Consider the following 23,715-nt stretch of genomic DNA (forward strand, 5'->3'; position numbering starts at 1 on the left):
CACGATTCGGATACGCGCTCGGCGCCGGCCGTGCAGGCATCGGACAGCGGTTCGGCCGAGCCTCAAGTAGGCGTACGCCGCGATTTCACTACCCGCCTGCGCGCGCAGCAGATGCCCTGGCTATGGTCGTTCGGCGGTGCGCTGCTCGTTTGGCTCGTCATTGCCGGCGCGTTCGGCTTCTCGATTGCCGGCAACGTCCTCGCGACCGCGCTCGTGTTTGCCGTGTTCATGGTGCTCGTGGGCCTCGGCCAAATGATCGTCATCACCGCCGGCCCCGGCAATATCGATTTATCGATGCCTTCCGCGATTGCGCTAAGCGGCGTGCTGGGCGTGCAGCTGATGAAAGGCCGCGACGATTGGATCGTCCTCGGGATCGCGGTCGCGCTCGCGGTGGGCGTGCTCGTAGGGCTGGCGAACTACCTGCTGATCCGCATGCTCCGCATTCCGCCCATCATCGCCACGCTCTCGTCGAGCTTCATCGTGCAGTCGATTGCCATCACGCAAAGCCGCGGCATGCCTGCCCCGCCCCACGCGCTGCAGGCATTCGCGAACGCACGCCTGGTTGGCGTGCCCGACATCGCGTGGCTCGCACTCGCGCTATCCATCGCGCTGGCGTTCGTGCTGCATCGGACCGTGTTCGGCCGCGCGCTTTCCGCGCTCGGCCAAAACGCGCGGGCCGCGTGGCTCGCCGGCGTGCAAGTCGAGCGCGTGCGCTGGGTGACCTACGTACTGGCCGCAACGATCGCCGCGTTGACGGGACTACTGCTGGCCGCCGTGTCGGGCGGCGCCGCGCTCGACATGGGGGTGGAATACATGCTGATCTCCGTGGCGGTCGTCGTGATCGGCGGCACCGAGGTGGCGGGAGGCAAAGCCACCGTGGCCGGTGTCTGGGGCGCGTCGCTGTTTCTGTACCTCACGAACGCCATGCTCAATGCGTTAGGCGCCGGCGCCGGCGTACGTTCTATCGTCTATGGCGTGCTGATCATCGCCGTCGTCGTCGCGAGCGGACGCAAGGCCCACCCATGAACGGCGCCTCGGCGCGCCCGCGGCTCACGGTCGGCTCGCGGTCGGTTCACTTAGGAAAACTCACTTAGGAAGAGTCAGGACAAGACGATGAATCCCAACGAATACGAGGTGCACGATGCACGGTTTCGCGCGCTCCTTCAGCCGAATGCGCCATTCGAAAAGCTCGCGGACGGCTGCATGTGGTGCGAGGGACCGGTGTGGTTGCCGGCCGCGGAGTTTCTCGTCTGGAGCGACATCCCCAATAACCGCATGATGCGCTGGGTACCTGGCATCGGCACGGGGGTGTTCCGTACGAACGCCAACTTCAGCAACGGCAATACGCTGGATCGGGACTGCCGGCTCGTGAGCTGCGAACATGGCACGCGCCGCGTGACGCGCACGGAGCATGACGGGCGCATCACCGTCATCGCGGAGCGCTATCAGGGACGCCGATTCAACTCGCCGAACGACGTGGTGGTGCGCTCGGACGGCTCCGTCTGGTTCACGGATCCGGACTACGGCATCCTGAGCGACTACGAAGGCTATCGCGCCCCGAGCGAGATCGGGGCATGCCACGTGTACCGCGTGGCGCCCGAAAACGGGGAAGTGGAACGCGTGGCCGACGACTTCGCGAAGCCGAACGGCCTGGCATTCTCGCCCGACGAAACGCGGCTGTACGTGGCCGATTCCGGCGCATCGCACATCGAAAATGGGCCGCACCATATCCGGGTGTTCGACGTCGATGCGCACGGCCGCTTGCGCAACGGGCGCGTTTTCGCGGAAGTCGCGCCCGGTGTACCCGACGGCATGCGCGTGGACGAGCACGGCAACGTCTGGACCAGCGCCGGCGACGGCATTCATTGTTACGCGCCCGACGGGACGCTGCTCGGCAAGCTCCGGGTGCCCGAAACCGTGGCGAACCTCGTCTTCGGCGGAGCGCTGCGCAATCGCCTCTTCATTGCCGCGAGCACATCCATCTATTCGATCTATGTCGGCGTGCGCGGCGCCTACGCGGGGGGTGCACGATGAACTCGGCAAACCAACCTCGTGCGCCGCAGCTTTCCGGCGCGTTGATCCTACTCGATCCGCGCGACGACGTTGCGCTCTCGCGCGAACAACTGGTGCCCGGCGCGCCGCTCGACGCCGAGCATCGCGTTGCCGGGCTCATCCCCCCGGGCCACAAGGTCGCCGTGCGCGATATCGCGGCGGGCGCGCCGGTCCGCCGCTATGGGCAGATTATCGGCTTCGCGAGCCGCGCCATACGACGCGGAGAGCATGTCCATACGCACAATCTGTCGATGGGCGAGTTCGAGCGCGACTATGCATTCGGCGTGGACGCACACGAGACGCAGCGTGTCGCGCGACCCGCCACGTTCCATGGCATTCGTCGCGCGGACGGACGCATCGCGACGCGCAACTACATCGGCATTCTGACGACCGTCAACTGTTCGGCCACGGTCGCTCGCGCGATTGCCGATCATTTTCGCCGAGACATTCGTCCCGAGGCGCTCGAAGCCTTTCCGAACGTGGACGGCGTGGTGGCGCTGACGCATGGGCAAGGGTGCGCGATGGCCTCCGAAGGCGAACCGATCGCCGTGCTCCGGCGCACGCTCGCCGGCTATGCAAGGCATCCGAATTTCTATGCGGTCCTCATCGTCGGACTCGGCTGCGAAACGAACCAAATCGACGCGCTCGTCGAGACGGAGCATCTGGAACGCAGCGCGCAGCTCGCGACGATGACGATTCAACAAACCGGCGGCACGGCCCAAACGATCGCGGCGGGCATCGAACGCGTGCGCGAGCTGCTCGTACAAGCCAACCGTGCGACGCGCGAGCCCGTGGACGCGAGCCATCTCACGGTCGGTCTGCAATGCGGCGGCTCCGACAGTTATTCGGGCATCACGGCCAACCCCGCGCTCGGTTCGGCCGTCGATCGACTGGTGGCGCACGGCGGCACCGCGATCCTTTCCGAGACGCCCGAGATTTACGGTGCGGAGCATCTGCTGACACGCCGCGCCGTCTCGCGGGAGGTGGGCGAGAAGCTGCTCGCGCGTCTGCGCTGGTGGGAGGCGTATTGCGGCCGGATGAACGCGAACATGAACAACAATCCGTCGGCCGGCAACAAGGCGGGCGGCTTGACGACGATCCTCGAGAAATCCCTCGGCGCCGTGGCGAAGGGCGGCACCACGCCGCTCGTCGAAACCTACGAATACGCCGAGCCGGTGCGCGCGCACGGGCTCGTATTCATGGATACGCCCGGCTACGATCCGGTTTCCGCGACGGGCCAGGTAGCCGGCGGCGCCAACTTGATTTGCTTTACGACCGGACGCGGCTCCGCCTATGGCTGCGCACCGGCGCCGTCGCTGAAATTCGGCACCAACAGTGCCTTATGGCAGCGTCAGCAAGAGGACATCGACCTGAACTGCGGCACCATCTTGGACGGCGCGCAAAGCGTCGATGAGGTCGGCGCCGCGATTTTCGAACTCATGCTTGCCACGGCATCGGGGCAGCGCTCGAAGAGCGAAACGCACGGCTACGGGCAAAACGAGTTCTTGCCGTGGCAGTTGGGGGCAATCATGTAAGGACGGTCGCTTGCGTAGCGGGACGGCATCGCCTGCCTTTCCGCTACGACTATCACCCCTCCCCCATCGCCGCTCGCGGCATCTGCCTCGCCCCCTCCAACAGCCGAAAGCGGTTTTCACATTGCGCAATCGCGCGCCCCCCGCCCGCCGTCTCGTCTTCCCGTCGCTTGAAAACGCGTTTTGCATTGCAATAATCTGAACGCATCCCATTGAAAAATAACGAAAATATATGTCTTATGTCTTATATAAGACTCTGGCAAAACGCGGCGCGCGGACGCTACTATTAAGTCACGCAGTTCGCTCCCGAATCCGCGAGCGGAACGCCCCAGCATTTTTTCGAACGCGCTTTCTTCCTAGGAGATTTCACATGGCCCACTATCAGGACGACATCAAGGCAATCGCTGGCTTGAAACAGACGCACGGCAGCGCCTGGGATGCGATCAATCCCGAGTATGCCGCCCGCATGCGTGCCCAGAACAAGTTCAAAACGGGCCTGGACATCGCCAAGTACACCGCTAAGATCATGCGCGCCGACATGGCCGCCTACGATGCGGACCCATCGAAGTACACGCAGTCGCTCGGCTGCTGGCACGGCTTCATCGGTCAGCAAAAGATGATCTCCATCAAGAAGCACTTCAACAGCACCGAGCGCCGCTACCTTTACTTGTCCGGCTGGATGGTGGCCGCGCTGCGTTCCGAGTTCGGCCCGCTGCCCGACCAATCGATGCACGAAAAGACGTCCGTCAGCGCGCTGATCCGCGAGCTGTACACGTTCCTGCGCCAGGCCGATGCCCGCGAATTGGGCGGCCTGTTCCGCGAGCTGGACGCCGCGGTCGGGCCCGCCAAGGCGGCGATTCAAGAAAAAATCGACAACCACGTCACCCATGTCGTGCCGATCATCGCCGACATCGACGCGGGTTTCGGCAATGCCGAGGCGACGTACTTGCTCGCCAAGCAGTTCATCGAAGCGGGCGCATGCTGCATTCAAATCGAAAACCAAGTGTCGGACGAGAAGCAGTGCGGCCACCAAGACGGCAAGGTCACCGTGCCGCACGAGGACTTCCTCGCCAAGATCCGCGCCATCCGTTACGCGTTCCTCGAATTGGGCGTGGACGACGGCATCATCGTGGCCCGGACCGACTCGCTGGGCGCCGGCCTGACTAAGCAAATCGCCGTGACGCGCACGCCCGGGGATCTGGGCGACCAATACAACGCCTTCCTCGATTGCGAAGAATTGTCGGCCGATCGATTGGGCAACGGCGACGTCGTCATCAAGCGCGACGGCAAGCTGCTGCGTCCGAAGCGCCTGCCGAGCAACCTGTTCCAGTTCCGCCCCGGCACGGGCGAAGCGCGCTGCGTGCTCGATTGCATCACCGCGCTGCAAAACGGGGCCGACCTGCTGTGGATCGAAACCGAAAAGCCGCATATCGCCCAAATCGGCGGGATGGTCAGCGAGATTCGCAAGGTGATTCCGAACGCCAAGCTCGTGTACAACAACAGCCCGTCGTTCAACTGGACGCTCAATTTCCGCCAGCAAGCCTACGACGCGATGAAGGCCGCGGGTAAGGACGTGTCGGCCTACGACCGCGCGCAGCTCATGAGCGTGGAATACGATCAAACCGAATTGGCGGCGCTCGCCGACGAAAAGATCCGCACGTTCCAAGCCGACGCATCGCGCGAAGCCGGCATCTTCCACCATCTGATTACGCTGCCGACATACCACACCGCTGCCTTGTCGACCGACAACCTCGCCAAGGAATACTTCGGCGATCAGGGCATGCTGGGGTATGTGGCGGGCGTACAGCGCAAGGAGATTCGTCAGGGTATCGCGTGCGTCAAACACCAAAACATGTCCGGCTCGGACATCGGCGACGACCACAAGGAGTATTTCAGCGGCGAAGCGGCCCTGAAGGCGGCCGGCAAAGACAACACGATGAACCAGTTCTGATGCCAATGCCGATGCGAATCCCGGCATCGATCGCAGCCTAAGCAAAAACGCCAACCCCGACCGGTTGGCGTTCTCGTTTTCTCGTTTTCTCGTTTCTCGACCGCGTCAGGCGGGCGCCTGCCCTCAGCGACGCGATTTCGTCAACGTCACCGTCTCGAAGAGTTCGTAGTCGCTCGTCGGCGTGCGATCGGCGCCGGGTGCGTGGTAGTAACTCATCTTGATCGTCGTCTTGCCGCCGTGCTCGCCCGGATCGACATCGAACACGGCGATCCCATAGCCCGTTCCGGTATCGCGCTGCGCGGACCACACCGCATCTTCCACCGCATCGGCCGGCGCCCGCACGAAGGTGCCCTCGGTCGAGCCCGGCATCGGCCGGTTCGGTTTCGTAAAGACCTTCGCTTGCGGATTGCCGGTGCCGACATCGACGCCGTAGACGTCGAGCGGCGCGCTCGTGCCCCCGCCGCCCAAAATCAAGTGGATCGTGCCGCGGCTCATGTCGAACGTATTCGCACCGATTTGCGCGTGTCGCACCGGTCGCGGCGTCAAGGTGTCGACGCGTTCGCCGGTCGCCACGTCGGTGCCCAGATAACGGTGGCAACCGCAGACCGGATAGCTGCGCTCGTAATCGTGATCGTGTCCGCACAGCACGAGGTCGACGCCGTAGCGCTCGAACAGCGGCAACCACGCTTCGCGCAGCGCCTTGTCCGACCCGTTGCCCGTCTTCGACGAACTCAGCGCATCTTGATGCATCTGCACGACGATCCAGTCGATATCGCGGTTATCGGCAGCGCGGCGCAGCGTATGTTCGAGCCAGCGCGTCTGCTCGCCGTTGCTATAGCCGCGCACATACAGCGACGTACCGGGCGGGATCGGCGCATTGCCCGTGCTCGGTGCCGGTACGAGCGGTGCCGGCCCCGCCACGAATGCCGCGCCGTCTTGATAAACGATGTCGTCGGCATCGAGCGAGATGAACAGCACCGAACTCACTTGGAACGCGTACCAGCGCCCGGAAAAGCGCGTGCCGTTCTCGGGCAGCGTGTAACGCGTCAAATACGAATCGAGGCCCTGCTCGCCGTTGTAAAACTCGAGTTCATGATTGCCCGGACAAGGCATCCAGGGGCGGTTCGCCGCCGACGTTTGATTGTTGTTGCCGAAATCGCGCCACACATCCGTTTGATGCTTCGGATTCAGGTTCGCGTAGCAGAGATCGCCGTTCAGCAAGTGGAAGAGCGGCTGGAAGCGCTCGACGGCTTGCACGGCATACCGGCTTTGCAGCGACGACAACACCCAGCTCGTGTTGGGCGTCGCCAGGTCGCCATAGCTCGTGAAGCGGAACGGCTTGCGGCCGCGCGGCGCGGTCGTGAAACTCGAGCTGAACGGGTTGCCGCTGGCATTGTCCGAGGTGACTTCGTAGCGATACGTCGTGTCGGGCTTCAGGCCATGCAAGCGGGCGTGATACGCGAACACCACGACGCCGCTCAAGCCGTCCGTATAGGTGCGCTGCACCGCCTGCACCGTTTCGCTGTGACCGCGATCCGTGCTCACCGTGACGCGCGGACGTACCGATGCCGCCTGCGAAGCCCACGAGACGACGACCTCGCACGCGGGATCGCTGCCCCACGTCAGATGCACTTGCTCCGGCGTGCCGTCAGCGGTGTTGCCGGTGTCGGCCGCCATCGCGGCGCCCGCCAGCGCACCCGCCGCGCTCGCGAATCCCGAAGCGCCCGCGAGCTTCAGAAAACCGCGGCGCGACACGCCGGCGCTCGCTTCGGTCGAAGATACATCGGAGGGGGTTTTGTTCGTCATATCCTCTGGGCCTCTAAAAGTGTTCGCGGCCCCGCGTGGATCGACGCAGACCGCAGCCCAGCGATGCTATCGGCCGGTGATGAACGTTCAATGTCAGCCGGGTGGAGCGATGCCACGCGCGCCGATCGTTCGGTCGATTCGATGGCGATCGCAGCACGGATAGCGTCACCCTGCGCTTCGGCGCAAGCGATCGGCCGATCCCCTCCGCTTTACCCCAACACCACGGCGTCCGATGCCGGCTCGCTTTGCATCGGCCGACTCAAATCCTGCTGCATCTGCGCCGCGAGGTAATCGCAAGTCGGGCGGTTCGATTTGGCGCTGCGTGCGACGACGATGTCCAACGGCTCGATTTCCGGCAGCCCGTGGCGCGCCCCCAGCACGCTCAGGCGTTCGGGAACGCTGCATCGCGCGAGCGCGGCGACGGCCAGCCCCGCATCCACCACGGCCAGCAAACCCAGCATGCTGGCGCTACTGTAAGCGGCGCGGTATGGCAGGGTGGCGCGGTCGAGCGCGGCAACCGTGTTCGCACGCGCCATACAACCCGATTCATACAGCGCGACGGGCAGCGGCCGCGCTTGCCAAACCCGCGGCTCGTCGGGTTTGCCGACCCACCATACCGGCTCGCGCCGAATGAAATCGCCATTCAAGCGCAGGCTGCGATCGCGCGTCACGAAGGCCAGATCGATACGGTTGTCCTCGAGCATCGGGGCCAGCGCGGTGCTTTGCGCACAAATCACGGAAATATCCACCGCCGGATACATCGCGGAAAAACGGCGCAATACCGGCGGCAGCAACGAAGAAATGTAATCGTCCGGCGCACCCAGCACGACATGGCCGGTAATCTCCGGCCGCGCCACGGCCGCCCAGGCCTCGTCTTGCAACGAACGGATACGGCGGGCGTATTCGAGCAGCGTTTCGCCCGCATGCGTCAACGACAGGTTGCGGGTATCGCGAACGAACAGGGGCGTGCCGATCGCACCTTCCAGCCGCTTGATCTGCATACTGACCGCGGCCTGCGAACGACAGACGACCTGGGCCGCCTTGGTGAAGCTGCCGAGTTCCGCGGCGGCGATGAAAGTCTTGAGCAAGTCGGCGTCGAAATCGGGTGCCATCGCGAATTCATAAACGATATTGATGCGGTCTCTAAGTTTTATTCGTTTGATTGAAAGAGGCAAGCCCTGAATACTGAGGGTCCCTCAAAGGAGCCCTCATGCCGACCTCGATTGACCGCCTCCCTGCTTCGCGTCCCGGATTGCTCGCCTTCTCGGGCGCCGCGGTGCTCATGGGCACGATGGGGGTATTCGTCGCGCAAGCCGGCCTCGACCCCATCACGACCGTGTTCTACCGATGCGTGTTCGGGTTGGCGACGATGGCACTTTACTGCGCGTGGAAAGGCTATTTCCGCAGCCAACGGTTCACGCGCCGAATGCTGGGCCTCGCGCTCCTGTCGGGCGTGTTGATGGTGTCGCAATGGGTATTCTTCTTCGGGGCGCTCGAGCGCGTCGGCATCGCAGTGGCGACGGTCGTCTTTCACGTTCAGCCGTTCTGGGTGATCCTGCTCGGCGCCGCGATCTTTCGCGAGCGAGTCGGCGTGGCGAAATCGGCATGGATTTGCACAGCCTTCGTCGGTCTGGCGCTGGCGGCCGGGATCGGCTGGAGCACGCTGTCCGCCGACCGGACGTACCTAACCGGTATCGGATTCACGCTGGTCGCGTCCGTCCTCTATGCCGGCGTCACCCTGATCGCCAAAGCCCTCGGTGCGCTGCGTCCGCACTGGCTGACGATGATTCAGTGCGCCGTCGGCGTCGTCAGCTTGCCGTGGCTCGCGCCCTCTGGCGCGCTGACGCAAGTGAACCTGCATCAGTGGGGATGGCTGGTGGGGCTCGGCGTGTTGCACACCGGCATCTCCTACGCGCTCATCTACGGCGCCGTACCCAAGTTATCGGTACCCGTCATCGCCGTGCTTCAATTCATCTATCCGCTGACGGCCGTCCTAGTCGACTGGCTTGTTTACGGCCGTGCGCTAACGCCGCTGCAAGGATTGGGCGTCGCGCTGATCGTGCTCGCGAGTCTCGGGGTGAACCTCGGCTGGTCCCTGACGCGGGGCATAGGATGCGCGAATCGGGTGCGTGCGCTCAAATAACGTGCGCACAACGCACCGCCGGTGTGCGCGGCATCTTGGGAGCGCCGGCGCGCCCAGCGAACCGCTTTGGTGCGCGAAGGCCGCTGCGCGTGCCGTCTGCACTACATCGAAACATCGATTCACCGAGTTGGTACGCGATTTGCTTCTTGCGCCTATTTTTGCGCGCCAACTTACGCCATGAATGACCTGAAATCGGGCAGCGACACGTTATTCCTCCTGCTGGGCGCCGGCATGGTGCTCGCGATGCACGCCGGCTTCGCGTTTCTCGAACTCGGCACCGTTCGCAAGAAGAACCAGGTCAACGCGCTCGTGAAGATCCTCGTCGACTTCGCCGTGTCCACCATCGCGTACTTCTTCATCGGCTACACGATCGCCTACGGCGTGCAATTCTTCGGCAATGCGGCCACGCTCGCCGAGCACAACGGCTACGCCCTCGTCCGGTTCTTCTTTCTGTTGACGTTCGCCGCCGCGATCCCCGCGATCGTCTCCGGCGGCATTGCCGAGCGCGCGAAATTCAATCCGCAGCTGTGCGCGACATTCCTCCTCGTCGGCTTCGTCTATCCGTTCTTCGAAGGCATCGCCTGGAACGACCGCTTCGGCCTGCAAACCTGGTTGACCGCCACGCTCGGCGCACCGTTTCACGACTTCGCCGGTTCGGTCGTCGTCCATGCATTCGGCGGCTGGGTCGCATTGCCGGCCGTATTGCTGCTCGGGGCGCGCCGGGGCCGGTACCAACGCGACGGGCGCATCGCCGCGCACCCGCCTTCGAATATTCCGTTTCTCGCGTTGGGTGCGTGGGTACTCGCGGTGGGCTGGTTCGGCTTCAATGTCATGAGCGCACAGACGATCGACAAGATCAGCGGGCTCGTGGCCGTCAACTCGTTGATGGCGATGGTCGGCGGCACGCTGGCCGCTTGGCTCGCCGGACGCAACGATCCCGGATTCGCCTATAACGGTCCGCTCGCGGGACTCGTCGCGGTCTGCGCCGGGTCGGACATCATGCACCCCATCGGCGCGCTCGTGACCGGTGCGATCGCCGGGGCCTTGTTCGTCTATATGTTCACGTGCGTGCAAAACCGCTGGCGGATCGACGACGTCCTCGGCGTGTGGCCGTTGCATGGCTTGTGCGGTGCCTGGGGCGGCATCGCCGCCGGCATCTTCGGCGCGAAGGCGCTCGGCGGCGCCGGCGGCGTGTCGCTGCTCGCGCAAGTGCTCGGCACGGTCGCGGCGATCGTCGTCGCCACGGCCGGCGGCGCGATCGTCTATGGGCTGCTGCGCGCCACAGTAGGCATCCGCCTCGACGACGAAAGCGAGTTCGACGGCGCCGATCTGTCGCTTCACAAGATCAGCGCGACACCTGAGCGCGAAACCGTCGTCTGATATCGAAGGACACGCGCCAGGCGGCCGCTTAGCGCACCCGCCTCGCACCGCCGATCGCGACTCCGCGCGCGCGATCGGCCCTCACGGCAACACCACCAGCGTATCTTCCGGCCCCAGCACGCGGCCGTCTTGCGCACGCACCTGCAGCGTTTCGGGCGGCCGCCCCGTGTGCCGATCGAGCAAGCGCGCACGCGCCTCGTCCGGCTCGAAGCAAAACGTGTCGCCCCATTGGCGCAGCGCAACCAACACCGGAAACAGCGCACGCCCCTTCGCCGTCAGCACGTATTCCTGATACGCGCCGCCATCCGACGCGGGCGCGATCTCCATGATTCCGTGCGCCACCAGCGTCCGCAACCGCGCCGCCAAGATGTTCTTGGCCAACCCCAGGCTCGCTTGGAATTCGCCGAATCGACGCAGGCCCGCCAACGCGTCGCGCACGATCAGCAGCGACCAACCGTCGCCGATCGCGTCCAGCGGGCGCGCCACGCCGCACGGCGTGTCTTGATGAGAGGTTCGCTTGACCATGAAGGCTTCCCTATTCGCGTGTCGCTGTCGATCAATCTAGTTGCAATATAAAACTCACTCTGCTACAAAGGCAATGGTTTCATTTTGAAACCACAATGGCGCCGCCCGGGCGGCGTCGGCCTCGGCCCGCGTGCGCTCGCGCTTTTGCGGCCTTTCACGCAGCTCGCAACACTTCACCCACTGGGAGATTTCGATGATTCGACCTGACGAGACGTTCGACGGCACGTTTCCCTACCCCGCCCACTTCTGCGAGGCGCCGGGGTTTGCGATGCACTACGTGGACGAGGGCCCGCGCAATGGCGAAACGATCCTCTGTTTGCACGGCGAGCCGACCTGGGGCTACTTGTTCCGTCATCTCATCGCCGCATTGCGCGGGACTTACCGCGTCGTCGCCCCCGATCACATGGGGTTCGGCAAAAGCGCCACGCCGCGCGAGCGCAGCTACTGGCTACAGGATCACGTCGATAACCTCGAACGCTTCGTGCTGAGTCTGGATCTGCGCGATATCACGCTCGTCATGCACGACTTCGGCGGCCCCGTCGGCATGGGTTTGGCCGCGCGGCACCCCGATCGGATTCGTCGCATTGTGTCGGTCAATGGACCCACGCCGTTCGGACAAGCGGATTTGGGCGAGCGGCTCAGCGCGAACGCTCGGCACTCGCCCTGGTTCCAATGGATCTTGAAGGCCGAAGCGCAAGGACGTCTCGAGGGGGTATTGGGCGAACTCGAGTTCAATATCCTCAGCACGCTCAAGCTGAACGGATTCGAAAACCACGCGCTGATCGGCGATGTTTGGTTGAGCGCATACGGCTCGCGCTTCAGCCGGTTCGAGGATTGCGCCGGTGCCATCGGCTGGGCCAAAGGCTTCGCCATCGGGGCGCACCGCTTCGAATCGCCGGGCGAGCATGCTCGGCGCGCGATCGCTTCGATGCCGGCACTCGCGATTTGGGGCATGGCCGATCGCACGCTGGACGCCGCGCATTTTCTGCCGCTCTTTCGCGAAACCTTCCCGGACGCCGCCATCCATCGGCTCGACGGTGTGGGCCACTACAGTCTAGAAGACGCGCCCGAGACGATTTACGCGCATATTGCATCGTTCGTGCGCCAAACGTGATCGCGCCGCCCGCCGTGGCGTAAAATACGCGCTTTCTCGAATATTCCCAACGACATGTCTCTCGCCTCCACTCCCGAGATCATCGCCGAGCTGAAAGCCGGCCGGATGGTGATCCTCGTCGACGAAGAAGATCGCGAAAACGAAGGCGACCTGGTGCTGGCGGCCGATTTCGTCACGCCGGAAGCGATCAATTTCATGGCCCGATACGGTCGCGGCTTGATTTGTCTGACGCTCACGCAAGAGCGCTGCAAGCAGTTGAACCTGCCGCTCATGACGTACCGCAACGGCACACAGTACGGCACCGCCTTCACGGTCAGCATCGAAGCCGCCGAAGGCGTGACCACGGGCATCTCGGCGGCCGATCGCGCCCGCACGATCGCAACCGCCGTCGCACGGGAGGCGCGCGCCGAGCACATCGTGCAGCCGGGCCACGTGTTCCCGATCATGGCGCAGCCGGGCGGCGTGCTCGTGCGCGCCGGCCATACGGAAGCGGGTTGCGATCTGACAGCGTTGGCGGGGCTCACGCCCGCGGCCGTCATCTGCGAAGTGATCAAAGACGACGGCACAATGGCGCGCCTGCCCGATTTGATGGAATTCGCGGCGCAGCACGATTTGAAGCTCGGCACCATCGCCGATCTGATCCACTACCGCAGCCGCACGGAGTGCATCGTCACGCGCGTGGCCGAGCGCACGATGCAGACGGCGCACGGCCCGTTCCGCGCCATTCTTTATCAAGACCAGCCGAGCGGCTCGCCCCATCTCGCGCTCGTGCGCGGCACGCCGACGCCCGAGCGCGAAACGCTCGTGCGCGTGCACGAGCCGCTCTCGGTGCTCGATCTGCTCGAAGTGGGCACCTCCACGCACTCGTGGACGCTCGACGCCGCCATCAAGGAAATCGCCGAGCGCGATCTCGGCGTTGTCGTCATGCTCAACTGCGGCGATACGAAGGATCACCTGATCGACGTGTTCAAGGCGTTCGACGAAGAAGACAAAGCGGCCCAACTGAAACGGCGGCCTGTCGATTTCAAGACTTACGGCGTCGGTGCGCAGATTCTGCGCGATCTCCAAGTCGGCAAAATGCAGGTGTTGTCGAACCCGCGCCGGCTCGGCAGCATGTCGGGCTACGGCCTCGAAGTGACGGGCTTCGTGCCGATGCCGGGCGCACCGGTGCGGCCTGGCGCATAATCGCGGGCGATACGTCGGCACGCCACTTAGCCTCATTCCTCCTTTTTACGGACCTTTTATGGAAATCGGACAATACCAACCGAACCTCGACGGCGATGGCCTGCGCGTCGGTATCGTGCAATCGCGTTTCAACGAACCCGTCTGTAACGGGCTCGCCGACGCTTGCGTCGAAGAACTCGAACGCCTCGGCGTCGCAGGCGAAGACGTGCTGCTCGTCAGCGTCCCCGGCGCGCTCGAAATCCCGCTGGCGCTGCAAAAGCTCGCCGAAAGCGGCCAGTTCGATGCGCTGATCGCGCTCGGCGCCGTGATCCGCGGCGAAACGTACCACTTCGAACTCGTCTCGAACGAAAGCGGCGCGGGCGTCTCGCGCATCGCGCTCGACTTCGGCATTCCCGTCGCGAACGGCGTACTGACGACGGACACCGACGAGCAAGCCGTCGCGCGCATGACGGAAAAGGGTCGCGACGCAGCCCGCGTGGCCGTGGAAATGGCGAACCTCTCGGTCGCGCTCGAACAACTCGGCGGCGACGAAGATGAAGACGAGGACGAAGAGCAAGAGGACGAGGCATGAAGAGCGCCCGCCGACGCTCCCGCGAATTGGCCACGCAGGGGCTGTATCAGTGGCTGCTATCGGGTGCGCCCGCCGGTGAAATCGACGCCCAGCTGCGCGGCGCGCAAGGCTTCGACAAGGCCGATCAGGAACACCTCGATGCGTTGCTGCACGGGGTGATCCGCGAAAACGCCGTGCTTTCGGAAGATCTCGCGCCGTGCCTCGACCGTCCGATCGAGCAGCTCTCGCCCGTCGAACGGGCGGTGCTGCTCGTCGCCGCGTTCGAGTTCAAGCATCACGTGGAAATTCCGTATCGCGTCGTGATCAACGAGGCGGTCGAGCTGGCCAAGACGTTCGGCGGTTCGGACGGCTACAAGTATGTCAACGGCGTACTCGACAAGCTCGCATTGAAACTGCGCGCCACGGAATCGCAGGCGGGCCGCGCCAACCGCTAAGCCCGCGCCGGTCGGTTCGCATCGCGTGGGGCCGCTCTACCCTGCGGCCCACGTCGATCGAATCCGGAATCTAGGGCCTGTTCACGCCATCTATGAATATCGCCGCAGAACCGCTCACGAAGCTCGCATCGCGCGTCGACGCGATCGCTCCGTTTTACGTCATGGAGTTGGCCAAGGAAGCCCGGCAACTCGAGATGGCCGGGCGCCATATCATCCACATGGGTATCGGCGAGCCCGATTTCACGGCGCCCGAACCTGTCGTCGAAGCCGCGGCCCAAGCGCTGCGGCGCGGCGTCACGCAGTACACGGGCGCACTCGGCATCGCACCGCTACGCGAGGCGATTGCCGCGCACTATCGGCGTACCTACGGGCTGGCGATCGATCCCGCACGCATCGTCATCACGGCCGGTGCCTCGGCCGCGCTGCTGCTGGCTTGCGCGGCACTCGTCGATCGCGACGACGAAGTGCTGATGCCCGATCCGTCGTACCCGTGCAACCGCCATTTCGTCGCCACGATGGAAGGCAAGCCGGTGCTCGTGCCGAGCGGCCCCGATGTGCGGTTTCAGCTGACGGCCGCCGATATCGAACGGCTGTGGGGGCACAAGACGCGCGGCGTACTGCTCGCCTCGCCGTCGAACCCGACCGGCACCTCGATCGAGCCCGCCGAACTCGAACGCATCGTCAAAGCCGTGCGCGCGCGCGGCGGCTTCACGATCGTCGACGAAATCTACCAAGGCTTGTCGTACGATGCGCGGCCGGTGTCGGCGCTGTCGTTCGGCGACGACGTCGTCACGGTCAACAGCTTCTCGAAATACTTCAACATGACGGGTTGGCGCCTCGGCTGGCTCATCGTGCCGCCGTCGATGATCGGTGCGTTCGAAAAGCTCGCGCAGAACTTGTTCATCTGTGCATCGGCCCTTGCCCAGCATGCCGCCCTCGCCTGCTTCGAACCGGAGACGATTGCGATCTACGAAGGACGACGTCTCGAGTTCAAGCGCCGGCGCGATTTCATCGTGCCCGCACTCGAGCGGCTGGGCTTTACGGTGCCGGTCGTGCCGGACGGGGCGTTCTACGTCTATGCCGATTGCCGCGGCGTGCCGCATCCCGCGGCCGGCGACAGCGCCGCACTGACGAAAGCCATGCTGCACGATGCGGGTGTGGTCCTGGTGCCGGGCCTCGACTTCGGTCAGCACGCCCCGCGCGAGTACATTCGCCTGTCGTACGCGACAGCGTATGCGTCGCTCGAAGAAGCGGTCGAACGCCTGGCCCGGCTGTTCGGGCATTGAGGCCGTAGCGTATCGACACGGCACCGCGCGACCAAGTTATCCGTCGCAATGCGATTGCAACGGATACAAAAAAGCACCCGAATTCGGGTGCTTTTTTCTTCTTCGGGAGCCAGCGCTTAGGCGCCCAGTTCCACGTGAACGCCGTGGGCGGGACTACCGGTGTTGCCCGCGTCGTCGGAGGTCGGCGCCGACTCGGTGGCCGAACCGGCCTTCGCCTGAACGGTGCTGGGCGGATGGCCGCTATCGAGCGCCACCTGAACCCGCTTCGTCGATGCCAACACGGGCTTTTGCGGCGCCTGCGGCGCGTTGATCGGCACTTGGCGGCCGCGGGCCACATCGCGCAGGCGGGCGCGCTCGGCCATGACCTTAGCCCCATAGCCGCCATCGTCGGGCGACGTGGAGCCGACATACAAGCGCAGCCCATCGGCTAACGAGCCGCCGCGGGCGATGCAATCTTTCAGGACGACCGCACCTACAGTAATGTTCGCCAGCGGCTGAAGCGCCGCGCTGGTGCCGCCGAAGTACTGAAACTTGTCGGAGTGAACCTTCGACATGACCTGCATGAGACCTTGCGCACCCACGCCGCTTTCGGCGTACGGGTTGAAGCCCGATTCGATCGCCATGACCGCGAGCAGCAGCAGCGGGTCGAGCCCGACTTGGCGGCCCGTATCGAATGCGGCCTTGACGAGTTCGCCGACGGGCTCCTGCGCCACATGGTAGCGACGCGCCAAATACGACGTCACGAGCGTCTGCTCGCGCGCCGAGACAAGAACGCGATCGTCCCGCGCATCGGCCGATACCCGCTGCGACGAGATCATCTTCGCCAGCAAATACAGGTTCGACGGCGTCACGCTCGTCGAAAGATGCATATCCGGGGCCGGCGCGGCGGTAACCGTCAGGCCGCTCGCCCCGCTGCCGTCGAACGCGCCATCGTAGCGGGCGTTGTCGAGCGTGGGCGCTTCGTCCGCGACGTCGGGCGCCTGGGCGCCGAACGCCGGCAGCGGATGTCCGCTCAGCAGGCGCGCCGGGCCGGCTTGAACGGCCGCCTCGATGATCGGCATCATGCGCGCCGCCAAGGTACCGCGCACGGTCGGCAAGAGCCACAGTGCGAGGCCAGCCAGCACGGCGCACACGCCGACGAGGCTGAACAGATGGTGACTGACACGCGTCCCGCGACGCAAAGCGGCTCGAACCGCTTCGCCGACACTACCGTTGGGACGCCACGATAACCAAGTATTCATTCGGTTCTCCCATTGAGCATGGCTCGGCCTCGGGGGTACCGCAGCGCGCGAAGCGCCAATCGAGCGAGCCAAGGCGTCGCTGGCCTTGGTTGGACCTGGGCGACGCCGGGATACGGCACCCTACCGCACGAGGCGGCAGCGAACCGTGTGGAGAGCCACATCGGAGCAAAAGGACCGGGCGCGTGCGGTTAGGCATGCGCACAGTGGCTCTCAAGCGAAGCCGGCGTCAACGCGCCGGCGCAATGACAACTAGTAGACCGTTAGAGCGCCGTGCAGGGCGGCGTACGGTGACGCGACACTTCGCGCCGTGAGCTGGATCTGGGGGCAGTGAACACAAAAACTACTTGGCCCTGCAGCCAATGTGGGACGGATTCTAGCAGGCTTTTATAGATCGTCAATGCTACAAAAACGCGAAATGATAACGAAATGTAATTAAGGATCGTGCGAGCACGGCCGATAACTATGGCCGGCGCGCGTTTCGCCCATTTCGAGATGTCGTTCCCGAGCGAGCATCCTTGCTATCCGCAGGTAAAATCGTCGCCTGCTTGGCGCCCCTCACCCGTCGCGGCGCGGCTAGTCAAACGATCACTTATGAAATACAAGGACTTGCGGGACTTCATCGGCCGTCTCGAGACCCTGGGCGAGCTACGGCGCGTGCCGGAACGCGTGTCGCCCGTGCTCGAAATGACCGAGCTTTGCGACCGCGTGCTGCGCGCCGGCGGCCCCGCGCTGCTGTTCGATGCGCCGGCGGGCCACACCGTTCCGGTGCTCGGCAACCTGTTCGGCACCACGCGCCGGATCGCGCTCGGGATGGGCATCGACGAAACCGCGGCCGCCGAGGAAGGCGCGGCGCTCGGCTCGCTGCGCGATGTCGGGCGGCTACTCTCGGCGCTCAAGGAGCCGGAGCCGCCCAAGGGGCTCAAGGATGCGGGCAAACTGCTGACGCTCGCCAAAGCGGTCTGGGATATGGCGCCCAAGACGGTCAGCGCGCCGCCTTGCCAAGAAATCGTCTGGGAAGGCAACGACGTCGACTTGGCGCGGCTGCCGATTCAAACGTGCTGGCCGGGCGACGTCGCCCCGCTCGTCACCTGGGGATTGACCGTGACGCGCGGGCCGAACAAGCCCAGGCAGAATCTCGGCATCTACCGGCAACAGCTCATCGGCCGCAACAAACTGATCATGCGCTGGCTCGCGCACCGCGGCGGCGCGCTCGATTTCCGCGAATTCGCACTGGCGAACCCGGGCAAGCCCTATCCGGTGGCCGTCGTACTCGGCGCCGATCCGGCGACGATGCTCGGCGCCGTCACGCCTGTGCCCGACACGTTGTCCGAGTACCAATTCGCCGGGCTGCTGCGCGGCGCGCGCACGGAACTCGCGCGGTGCCTGACACCCGGCTTGGAGGGCCTGCAAGTGCCCGCGCGCGCCGAAATCGTCCTCGAAGGCTTTATCTATCCGCAGCAAGGCGAGGCCGACCCGGCGCCGGCCGGCGCACCGGCACGGCCGTCGCGCGGCGCCGCAGCGCGCTACGAACATGCGCTCGAAGGTCCGTACGGCGACCACACGGGCTACTACAACGAGCAGGAGTGGTTTCCCGTCTTCACCGTGACGCGGATCACGATGCGCCGCGACGCGATCTACCACTCCACGTATACGGGCAAACCGCCCGACGAGCCGGCCATGCTCGGCGTCGCGTTGAACGAGGTGTTCGTGCCGCTGCTGCAAAAGCAGTTTCCGGAGATCACGGATTTCTATCTGCCGCCCGAAGGCTGCAGCTATCGGATGGCGATCGTGCAGATGAAGAAGAGCTATGCCGGACACGCGAAACGCGTGCTATTCGGCGTGTGGAGCTTCTTGCGTCAATTCATGTATACGAAGTTCATCGTCGTCGTCGATGAAGATGTCGACGTGCGCGATTGGAAGGAAGTCATCTGGGCGATCACGACGCGCGTCGATCCGGCGCGCGACACGGTGCTCGTCGAGCGCACACCGATCGACTATCTCGACTTCGCCTCCCCCGTCGCGGGCCTCGGCTCGAAGATGGGGATCGACGCCACCAACAAATGGCCCGGCGAGACCGACCGGGAATGGGGCCGGCCGATCGCGATGGACCCGGCCGTGAAAACGCGCGTCGACGCTTTATACGAACGCCTGGGGCTCGCGCGCTGAATCGGCGCGACAGCCCGGCCAAGCCCTTTCCTTATTCAACGCTGCGCACGACATGCAACCGGCCTCATTGCTATCGAACGGGTTTTTCCTCTCGCTATCGCTGTGCCTCGATATCGGCATCGTGAACGTCGCCATTTTGTCGCGCACGCTCTCGCACGGCTTTCGGCCCGGCTTCTGGCTCGGGCTCGGCTCGTGCATCGGCGATCTCGTCTACGCGACGCTGGCGCTCGCGGGCATGTCGGCGCTGCTGCGTTTCGACTCGGTGCGATGGGTCGTATGGATCGGCGGTGCCGCCATGCTGCTGTTCCTAACCTGGAAAATGGCGCGCGAAGCGCTCTTTCCCGCACCCGCGGCCGAGGGCACGCACTCGGAACCCGAGGCGAGCCCGGCGCACGGCTTCGCGCGCGGCGTGGCACTGGCGATGTCGTCGCCCTCTGCGATCCTGTGGTTCGCGGCGGTCGGCGGCGCGCTCATCGCGAAATCCGGCGCAACGGGCACACGCGGCGCCTCGCTCTTTCTGGGCGGCTTCTTTCTAGGCGGGCTTGCTTGGACGCTGTTCATCTGCACGCTGGCGAGCCAAGGTCGAAAGCATGCCGGCGCCTCGTTGCTGCGCGGATGTCATCTCGTTTCGGCGCTGCTGTTCGCCTACCTCTCGTATAGCGTGATTGTCGACGGTTATCGCGACCTCGTCGGCCACGCGGCGCGCGCCGTCATCTGAGCCGTTTCGCCGCGCCCCCAAAACACCGACGGCGCAATGCGGCTCGAAGCCGGCATTGCGCCGTCGCGTAGCGTAGCCGGCGTCGTCGGGCAAACACGCTCCCGGCAACGCGGCCGATCACCACCGCCGCCAATAGGGATGGTGGTGCCAGTGATGGTAGTAGCCACCTCCGCCGCCCCAGTAACCGCCGACGACGACCGGCGGCGGTCCATAGTAGACCGGCGGCGGCGGCGCGTAATAGACAGGCGGGGGCGGCTCGTAGTACACGGGCGGGGGCGGTGCGTAGACGGGGTATGCGGGGTATGCCGGCGCCACCGGAATACCGATGCCGACGCCGATCGAGACGTGCGCTTGCGCCGTCGCGGCGAACCCCGCGCTCAATGCAACGACGGCAAACAGCGAAGCGAGCTTTTTCATTTGAGTGATCCTCTGGCGAATGCGCGGTCGCGTCGCCAAAACGCCAAGCGGCACGACTGCAACTTACGCTTCGAATGTATAGAAAAAGCCTGGAGAGAGGGCCGGGCATTTGTTGCAAAATGCAATCCGGGCGCGGCTGACGGGCGCAAAGGGTCTGCGCTCGCGCAACGCGGCAACGCCCAATGGGTGATTTTTTACCGCTGCGAGGGCGAACGCTCGGACGCTGTCGGTAATCTTTAATTACAAATTCGTTGCGTTAGCGCGGACCGCCCCGCCCGCCTACGCAATGGGCGCGGTCCGCAGCCGCCGCCGGAGGCTTGGCAGCCGGCTACCGGCCGAGCAGGAACGACCGGCGTGCGCTCGCTGCGACGCCTGGCCGTCGAGCCATCGATGTGCATCATCCGACTTTGACGTAGGTGAATTCGCGCGTGATGCTGGGCGGCACGTAGGCTTCCCCGATTTTGACGCGCGGCGTCAGCCGCTTCTTCTGATCCCACCAGAGCCGGCGTTGTGCACGGCTGAGAAACCGCAAGTGCTTACGGTAGGCAAAAACGTTCATCGTGACCTCCCATGCATGGCTGCGACGCAAGATCGAAGAACGGAGCGCTCCGGTTCGGCACCCGCTGCGAGGGCCGACCGCGCCTCTCCATACGACGCCCGAAACGAATCGACGAAAATCGGCACGAACCCCCGTTGCTAAGTCGGGCGCGACAAGGTATGCGCATGGGGTGGCATCCCGCTACGGTGCCGATGCGCCATACTGGCGGTTTTCCGTTTGGCGCGAATTCGCCGTAGGCGTTCCGCCCCGCTCGATCATGCCGCTTCCTGCCCTTCCACGACTCGGTTTCATCGGCGCCGGCCGTTTGGCCCGCTGCTTGGCCGCGGGGTTCGCGCGCGCGGGCTATCCCGTCGCCGCGGTCAGCGCCCGCTCGCCCGCCTCCGCTACGCGGCTCGCCCAAGCTTTGCCGTCGTGCCGGGCGGTGGCCGATGCGCAGGCCGTCGTCGATTCCTCCGACCTTGTCTTTTTAGCGGTTCCCGATGACAGCATCGGTACGATCGCGAACAAATTGACGTTTACAACGCGCGGCGCGGGCACGGTGGCACTCGTCCATTGCAGCGGCGCGACGAGCGTCGAAGCGCTCGCCGCGGCGCGGGCGCAGGGCGCGTCGATCGGCGGGTTCCACCCGCTCTACCTATTCAGCGGCGACCCCGCGGATCTGGACCGGATCGCCGGCTGCTCGGTCACCGTCGAGGCGGCCGACGATCTAGCCCCGTCTCTTCGCACCCTCGCACACGCGCTTGGCTGCGACGTGCTGGCGCTCGCGAACGGTCAACGCATGTTTTATCACGGCGCCGCCCATTACGCGGCCAGTTTCGCGCTCGCCGCGCTGAGCGAGGCGGTCGATCTCTGGCGCGCGCTGGGTTTCGACGAGAGCCAAGCCTTGCGCGCCCTGTTGCCGATGTTGGCCGGTACGGTGGAGGCGGCCCGCGAGAAGGGCTTGTCGGGTGCGTTGGCCGGGCCTGTTTCGCGCGGCGACGCCGCCCTGCTCGAGCAGCAGCTTGCGGCATTCGAAGGGCTGGGTGCCGACCACGCCTTGCTCTACGCGCTGCTCACGCGCCGCGCGCTGTCGTTGGCGCGATCGCGCTCGGAGCCTCCGGCATTGATCGACGCCATGACGCGCGCCGTGCAAGCATCGCTCGCCCGCTCGCTTGCACGCAGTGCAGGCGCTGCGTAAGCCGTGATATGGTGACGACCGGCGCCGACGGCCGTTTCGATGCCGCCCGCGCAGCTCAGCAACCTGACGAGAACCCAAGAATGATCAAAGTCAGCATCCTTTATCCTCATCGAGAAAACGTCCGTTTCGACCTCGGCTACTATTGCGAGAAGCACATGCTGCTTGCCGCCCGGTATTTCGGGCCGGCGCTGCGAGGATGGTCGGTGGACAAAGGCCTGAGCGGCGGCGAGCCGAATTCCGCTCCGGGCTTCGTGGCTGCCGGGCATTTTTTGTTCGATTCGCTGGAGGCATTCCAGGCGGTGTTCGCGCCGGCCGCGGCGGAACTCGTCGCGGATATCCCGAATTACACCGACAGCACGCCGCAAATTTTGATCAGCGAAGTAGTCGCCAACGTTTGACGTCAGCGGCCTCGCAAGCGAGGCGGATGGGCCGCCCGTGGAGCGGGGTATCCGCCTCGCACCTAGTCAGATAATCAAAGAAGGAAAGGATCGACGATGTTCGGGGATATTGCCCGCTTTCTGCTCAGTACCGTTTTCACCTTGTTCGGCGCCGCGCTGGTACTGCGTGCGTGGATGCTGGTCGTCCGCCTGCCGCCTTACAACCCCGTATCGAACGCGATTTTCCAAGCGACGAACTGGCTCGTGCTGCCGCTGCGGCGTGCCTTGCCGAGCGCTCGGCGCGTGGATGTGGCGAGCCTCGTCGCGGCGCTGCTGGCGGCGATCGTCTATGTCGTCGCGATGGTGGCGATTGCGGGCGTCGATCCGCTCGGGGTCGCGCCGATCATCGCGATCGTCTCGCTGCTGACGCTCGTCAAATGGGCGCTCAACCTCGTGATCTGGCTGACGATCCTCATGGCGCTGCTTTCGTGGCTGAACCCGCATTCGCCGGCCATGCCGATTCTCTACCAGTTGACCGCGCCGTTCCTGAACCCGCTGCGCCGCGTGATTCCGAACCTAGGCGGCATCGACCTTTCGCCGATTCTGCTGTTCGTGATCGTGCAGGTGCTGCTCATGATCGTCACGCGGATGGCGGTATCGCTGACGCTGTTCGGCATCTAGCGAGCCGCCCGCGCCGCGTTGCCCGTCGCCCGTTCCCCGGTCACGCGTCGGCGCCAATGACGCCGAACGTGGTCGGAATGATCGTGTAGACGGCCCGCACGTTGGCCTGCGAAACGAGGTGGATGAGCTGCCTGGCATCCGCCTCCGTGGCGACGAACTCCACTTCCACCGTCAGCGACCCCTGCAGCTCGAAAAAGCGATCTTCGTGCAACACCCGATGGGCGCCGAAGCCCGCCATGGCGCGAAACGCCGAGCCGCCCATGACGCCCAGTTCCTTGGCGCAGTGCAGCAGCCACTCCCACAGCAGTTTGCCGTGCACGCGATGGTTTTCGTGGACATAGAACCGCAACAACACGTATTGCTCGGATTGCATCACGCCTCCTAGCGCAAACGCGACGTG

At 64.8% G+C, this 23,715-nt stretch carries 23 protein-coding genes; 16 read left to right on the forward strand and 7 right to left on the reverse strand.

Annotated features, from left to right (window positions below; all coding sequences use genetic code 11):
* Nucleotides 1–111 precede the first annotated feature (111 nt).
* From ACTHN9_RS28835 to ACTHN9_RS28850, 4 genes are all read left to right on the forward strand, one after another.
* Complete coding sequence (locus ACTHN9_RS28835) at nucleotides 112–1,026, forward strand: ABC transporter permease (RefSeq protein ID WP_440540382.1); 915 nt, start codon at nucleotides 112–114, stop codon at nucleotides 1,024–1,026.
* 87 nt (nucleotides 1,027–1,113) lie between these two features.
* Nucleotides 1,114–2,034, forward strand: coding sequence for an SMP-30/gluconolactonase/LRE family protein (locus ACTHN9_RS28840; RefSeq protein WP_440540243.1), 921 nt, complete (start codon nucleotides 1,114–1,116; stop codon nucleotides 2,032–2,034).
* The gene (locus ACTHN9_RS28845; protein WP_440540244.1) at nucleotides 2,031–3,587 is read left to right on the forward strand and encodes a UxaA family hydrolase; all 1,557 of its coding nucleotides are present in this window, start codon (nucleotides 2,031–2,033) and stop codon (nucleotides 3,585–3,587) included. Before ACTHN9_RS28840 ends, ACTHN9_RS28845 begins: the two co-directional genes overlap by 4 nt.
* Nucleotides 3,588–3,954: 367 nt before the next feature.
* A complete protein-coding gene (locus ACTHN9_RS28850; RefSeq protein ID WP_440540245.1) occupies nucleotides 3,955–5,535 on the forward strand; it encodes an isocitrate lyase in 1,581 nt (526 codons plus the stop codon).
* Nucleotides 5,536–5,658: 123 nt separating this feature from the next.
* On the opposite strand, the gene ACTHN9_RS28855 is transcribed toward ACTHN9_RS28850, so the two are convergent.
* Nucleotides 5,659–7,341: a purple acid phosphatase family protein gene (locus ACTHN9_RS28855; protein ID WP_440540246.1), complete on the reverse strand. Its 1,683-nt coding sequence runs from the start codon at nucleotides 7,339–7,341 to the stop codon at nucleotides 5,659–5,661.
* A 209-nt stretch (nucleotides 7,342–7,550) separates the two neighbouring features.
* Nucleotides 7,551–8,453, reverse strand: a complete 903-nt coding sequence (locus ACTHN9_RS28860; RefSeq protein WP_440540247.1) for a LysR family transcriptional regulator — start codon at nucleotides 8,451–8,453, stop codon at nucleotides 7,551–7,553.
* Nucleotides 8,454–8,551: 98 nt separating this feature from the next.
* Here ACTHN9_RS28860 and ACTHN9_RS28865 point away from each other — a divergent pair, with 98 nt between their 5' ends.
* Nucleotides 8,552–9,484, forward strand: a complete 933-nt coding sequence (locus tag ACTHN9_RS28865; RefSeq protein ID WP_440540248.1) for a DMT family transporter — start codon at nucleotides 8,552–8,554, stop codon at nucleotides 9,482–9,484.
* A 177-nt stretch (nucleotides 9,485–9,661) separates the two neighbouring features.
* Nucleotides 9,662–10,864, forward strand: a complete 1,203-nt coding sequence (locus tag ACTHN9_RS28870; protein WP_440540249.1) for an ammonium transporter — start codon at nucleotides 9,662–9,664, stop codon at nucleotides 10,862–10,864.
* 81 nt (nucleotides 10,865–10,945) lie between these two features.
* Here the strand turns inward: ACTHN9_RS28870 and ACTHN9_RS28875 are convergent, their stop codons facing one another.
* Complete coding sequence (locus ACTHN9_RS28875; protein ID WP_440540250.1) at nucleotides 10,946–11,389, reverse strand: winged helix-turn-helix transcriptional regulator; 444 nt, start codon at nucleotides 11,387–11,389, stop codon at nucleotides 10,946–10,948.
* Nucleotides 11,390–11,582: 193 nt separating this feature from the next.
* Between ACTHN9_RS28875 and ACTHN9_RS28880 the strand changes: the two genes are divergently transcribed.
* The 5 genes from ACTHN9_RS28880 to ACTHN9_RS28900 all read left to right on the forward strand — a co-directional run bounded on the left by ACTHN9_RS28880 (nucleotide 11,583) and on the right by ACTHN9_RS28900 (nucleotide 15,979).
* Nucleotides 11,583–12,503 carry an alpha/beta fold hydrolase gene (locus ACTHN9_RS28880; protein WP_440540251.1) on the forward strand — a complete coding sequence of 307 codons (921 nt, stop codon included), beginning with the start codon at nucleotides 11,583–11,585 and terminating at the stop codon, nucleotides 12,501–12,503.
* 54 nt (nucleotides 12,504–12,557) lie between these two features.
* Nucleotides 12,558–13,688: a bifunctional 3,4-dihydroxy-2-butanone-4-phosphate synthase/GTP cyclohydrolase II gene (gene ribBA, locus ACTHN9_RS28885; protein WP_440540252.1), complete on the forward strand. Its 1,131-nt coding sequence runs from the start codon at nucleotides 12,558–12,560 to the stop codon at nucleotides 13,686–13,688.
* Between the two features lie 58 nt (nucleotides 13,689–13,746).
* Nucleotides 13,747–14,259, forward strand: a complete 513-nt coding sequence (gene ribH, locus ACTHN9_RS28890) for a 6,7-dimethyl-8-ribityllumazine synthase (RefSeq protein ID WP_440540253.1) — start codon at nucleotides 13,747–13,749, stop codon at nucleotides 14,257–14,259.
* Nucleotides 14,256–14,693: a transcription antitermination factor NusB gene (gene nusB, locus ACTHN9_RS28895; RefSeq protein WP_440540254.1), complete on the forward strand. Its 438-nt coding sequence runs from the start codon at nucleotides 14,256–14,258 to the stop codon at nucleotides 14,691–14,693. The genes ribH and nusB overlap by 4 nt, the downstream gene beginning before the upstream one ends.
* 92 nt (nucleotides 14,694–14,785) lie before the next feature.
* Nucleotides 14,786–15,979, forward strand: a complete 1,194-nt coding sequence (locus tag ACTHN9_RS28900; protein ID WP_440540255.1) for a pyridoxal phosphate-dependent aminotransferase — start codon at nucleotides 14,786–14,788, stop codon at nucleotides 15,977–15,979.
* A 116-nt stretch (nucleotides 15,980–16,095) separates the two neighbouring features.
* Here the strand turns inward: ACTHN9_RS28900 and ACTHN9_RS28905 are convergent, their stop codons facing one another.
* Nucleotides 16,096–17,220, reverse strand: a complete 1,125-nt coding sequence (locus ACTHN9_RS28905; RefSeq protein ID WP_440540256.1) for a transglycosylase SLT domain-containing protein — start codon at nucleotides 17,218–17,220, stop codon at nucleotides 16,096–16,098.
* Between the two features lie 591 nt (nucleotides 17,221–17,811).
* Between ACTHN9_RS28905 and ACTHN9_RS28910 the strand changes: the two genes are divergently transcribed.
* Both ACTHN9_RS28910 and ACTHN9_RS28915 read left to right on the forward strand, forming a co-directional pair.
* Nucleotides 17,812–19,386 carry a UbiD family decarboxylase gene (locus ACTHN9_RS28910; protein WP_440540257.1) on the forward strand — a complete coding sequence of 525 codons (1,575 nt, stop codon included), beginning with the start codon at nucleotides 17,812–17,814 and terminating at the stop codon, nucleotides 19,384–19,386.
* Nucleotides 19,387–19,438: 52 nt separating this feature from the next.
* Nucleotides 19,439–20,104, forward strand: a complete 666-nt coding sequence (locus ACTHN9_RS28915) for a LysE family translocator (protein WP_440540258.1) — start codon at nucleotides 19,439–19,441, stop codon at nucleotides 20,102–20,104.
* Between the two features lie 117 nt (nucleotides 20,105–20,221).
* Here the strand turns inward: ACTHN9_RS28915 and ACTHN9_RS28920 are convergent, their stop codons facing one another.
* Complete coding sequence (locus tag ACTHN9_RS28920) at nucleotides 20,222–20,521, reverse strand: hypothetical protein (RefSeq protein WP_440540259.1); 300 nt, start codon at nucleotides 20,519–20,521, stop codon at nucleotides 20,222–20,224.
* A 397-nt stretch (nucleotides 20,522–20,918) separates the two neighbouring features.
* Nucleotides 20,919–21,080, reverse strand: a complete 162-nt coding sequence (locus tag ACTHN9_RS28925) for a hypothetical protein (RefSeq protein ID WP_277430075.1) — start codon at nucleotides 21,078–21,080, stop codon at nucleotides 20,919–20,921.
* Between the two features lie 256 nt (nucleotides 21,081–21,336).
* Between ACTHN9_RS28925 and ACTHN9_RS28930 the strand changes: the two genes are divergently transcribed.
* The 3 genes from ACTHN9_RS28930 (at nucleotide 21,337) to ACTHN9_RS28940 (ending at nucleotide 23,315) form a co-directional block, all read left to right on the forward strand.
* Nucleotides 21,337–22,257 (forward strand): Rossmann-like and DUF2520 domain-containing protein, encoded by a 921-nt coding sequence (locus ACTHN9_RS28930; RefSeq protein ID WP_440540260.1) that lies wholly within the window; start codon nucleotides 21,337–21,339, stop codon nucleotides 22,255–22,257.
* Nucleotides 22,258–22,337: 80 nt separating this feature from the next.
* Nucleotides 22,338–22,655, forward strand: a complete 318-nt coding sequence (locus ACTHN9_RS28935) for an EthD family reductase (RefSeq protein WP_440540261.1) — start codon at nucleotides 22,338–22,340, stop codon at nucleotides 22,653–22,655.
* 96 nt (nucleotides 22,656–22,751) lie between these two features.
* Nucleotides 22,752–23,315 carry a YggT family protein gene (locus tag ACTHN9_RS28940; protein ID WP_440540262.1) on the forward strand — a complete coding sequence of 188 codons (564 nt, stop codon included), beginning with the start codon at nucleotides 22,752–22,754 and terminating at the stop codon, nucleotides 23,313–23,315.
* A 40-nt stretch (nucleotides 23,316–23,355) separates the two neighbouring features.
* On the opposite strand, the gene ACTHN9_RS28945 is transcribed toward ACTHN9_RS28940, so the two are convergent.
* Nucleotides 23,356–23,688, reverse strand: a complete 333-nt coding sequence (locus ACTHN9_RS28945) for a DUF190 domain-containing protein (protein WP_440540263.1) — start codon at nucleotides 23,686–23,688, stop codon at nucleotides 23,356–23,358.
* Nucleotides 23,689–23,715 lie beyond the last annotated feature (27 nt).

The sequence above is a fragment of the Trinickia sp. genome (assembly GCF_051953405.1).
GTDB lineage: Bacteria > Pseudomonadota > Gammaproteobacteria > Burkholderiales > Burkholderiaceae > Trinickia.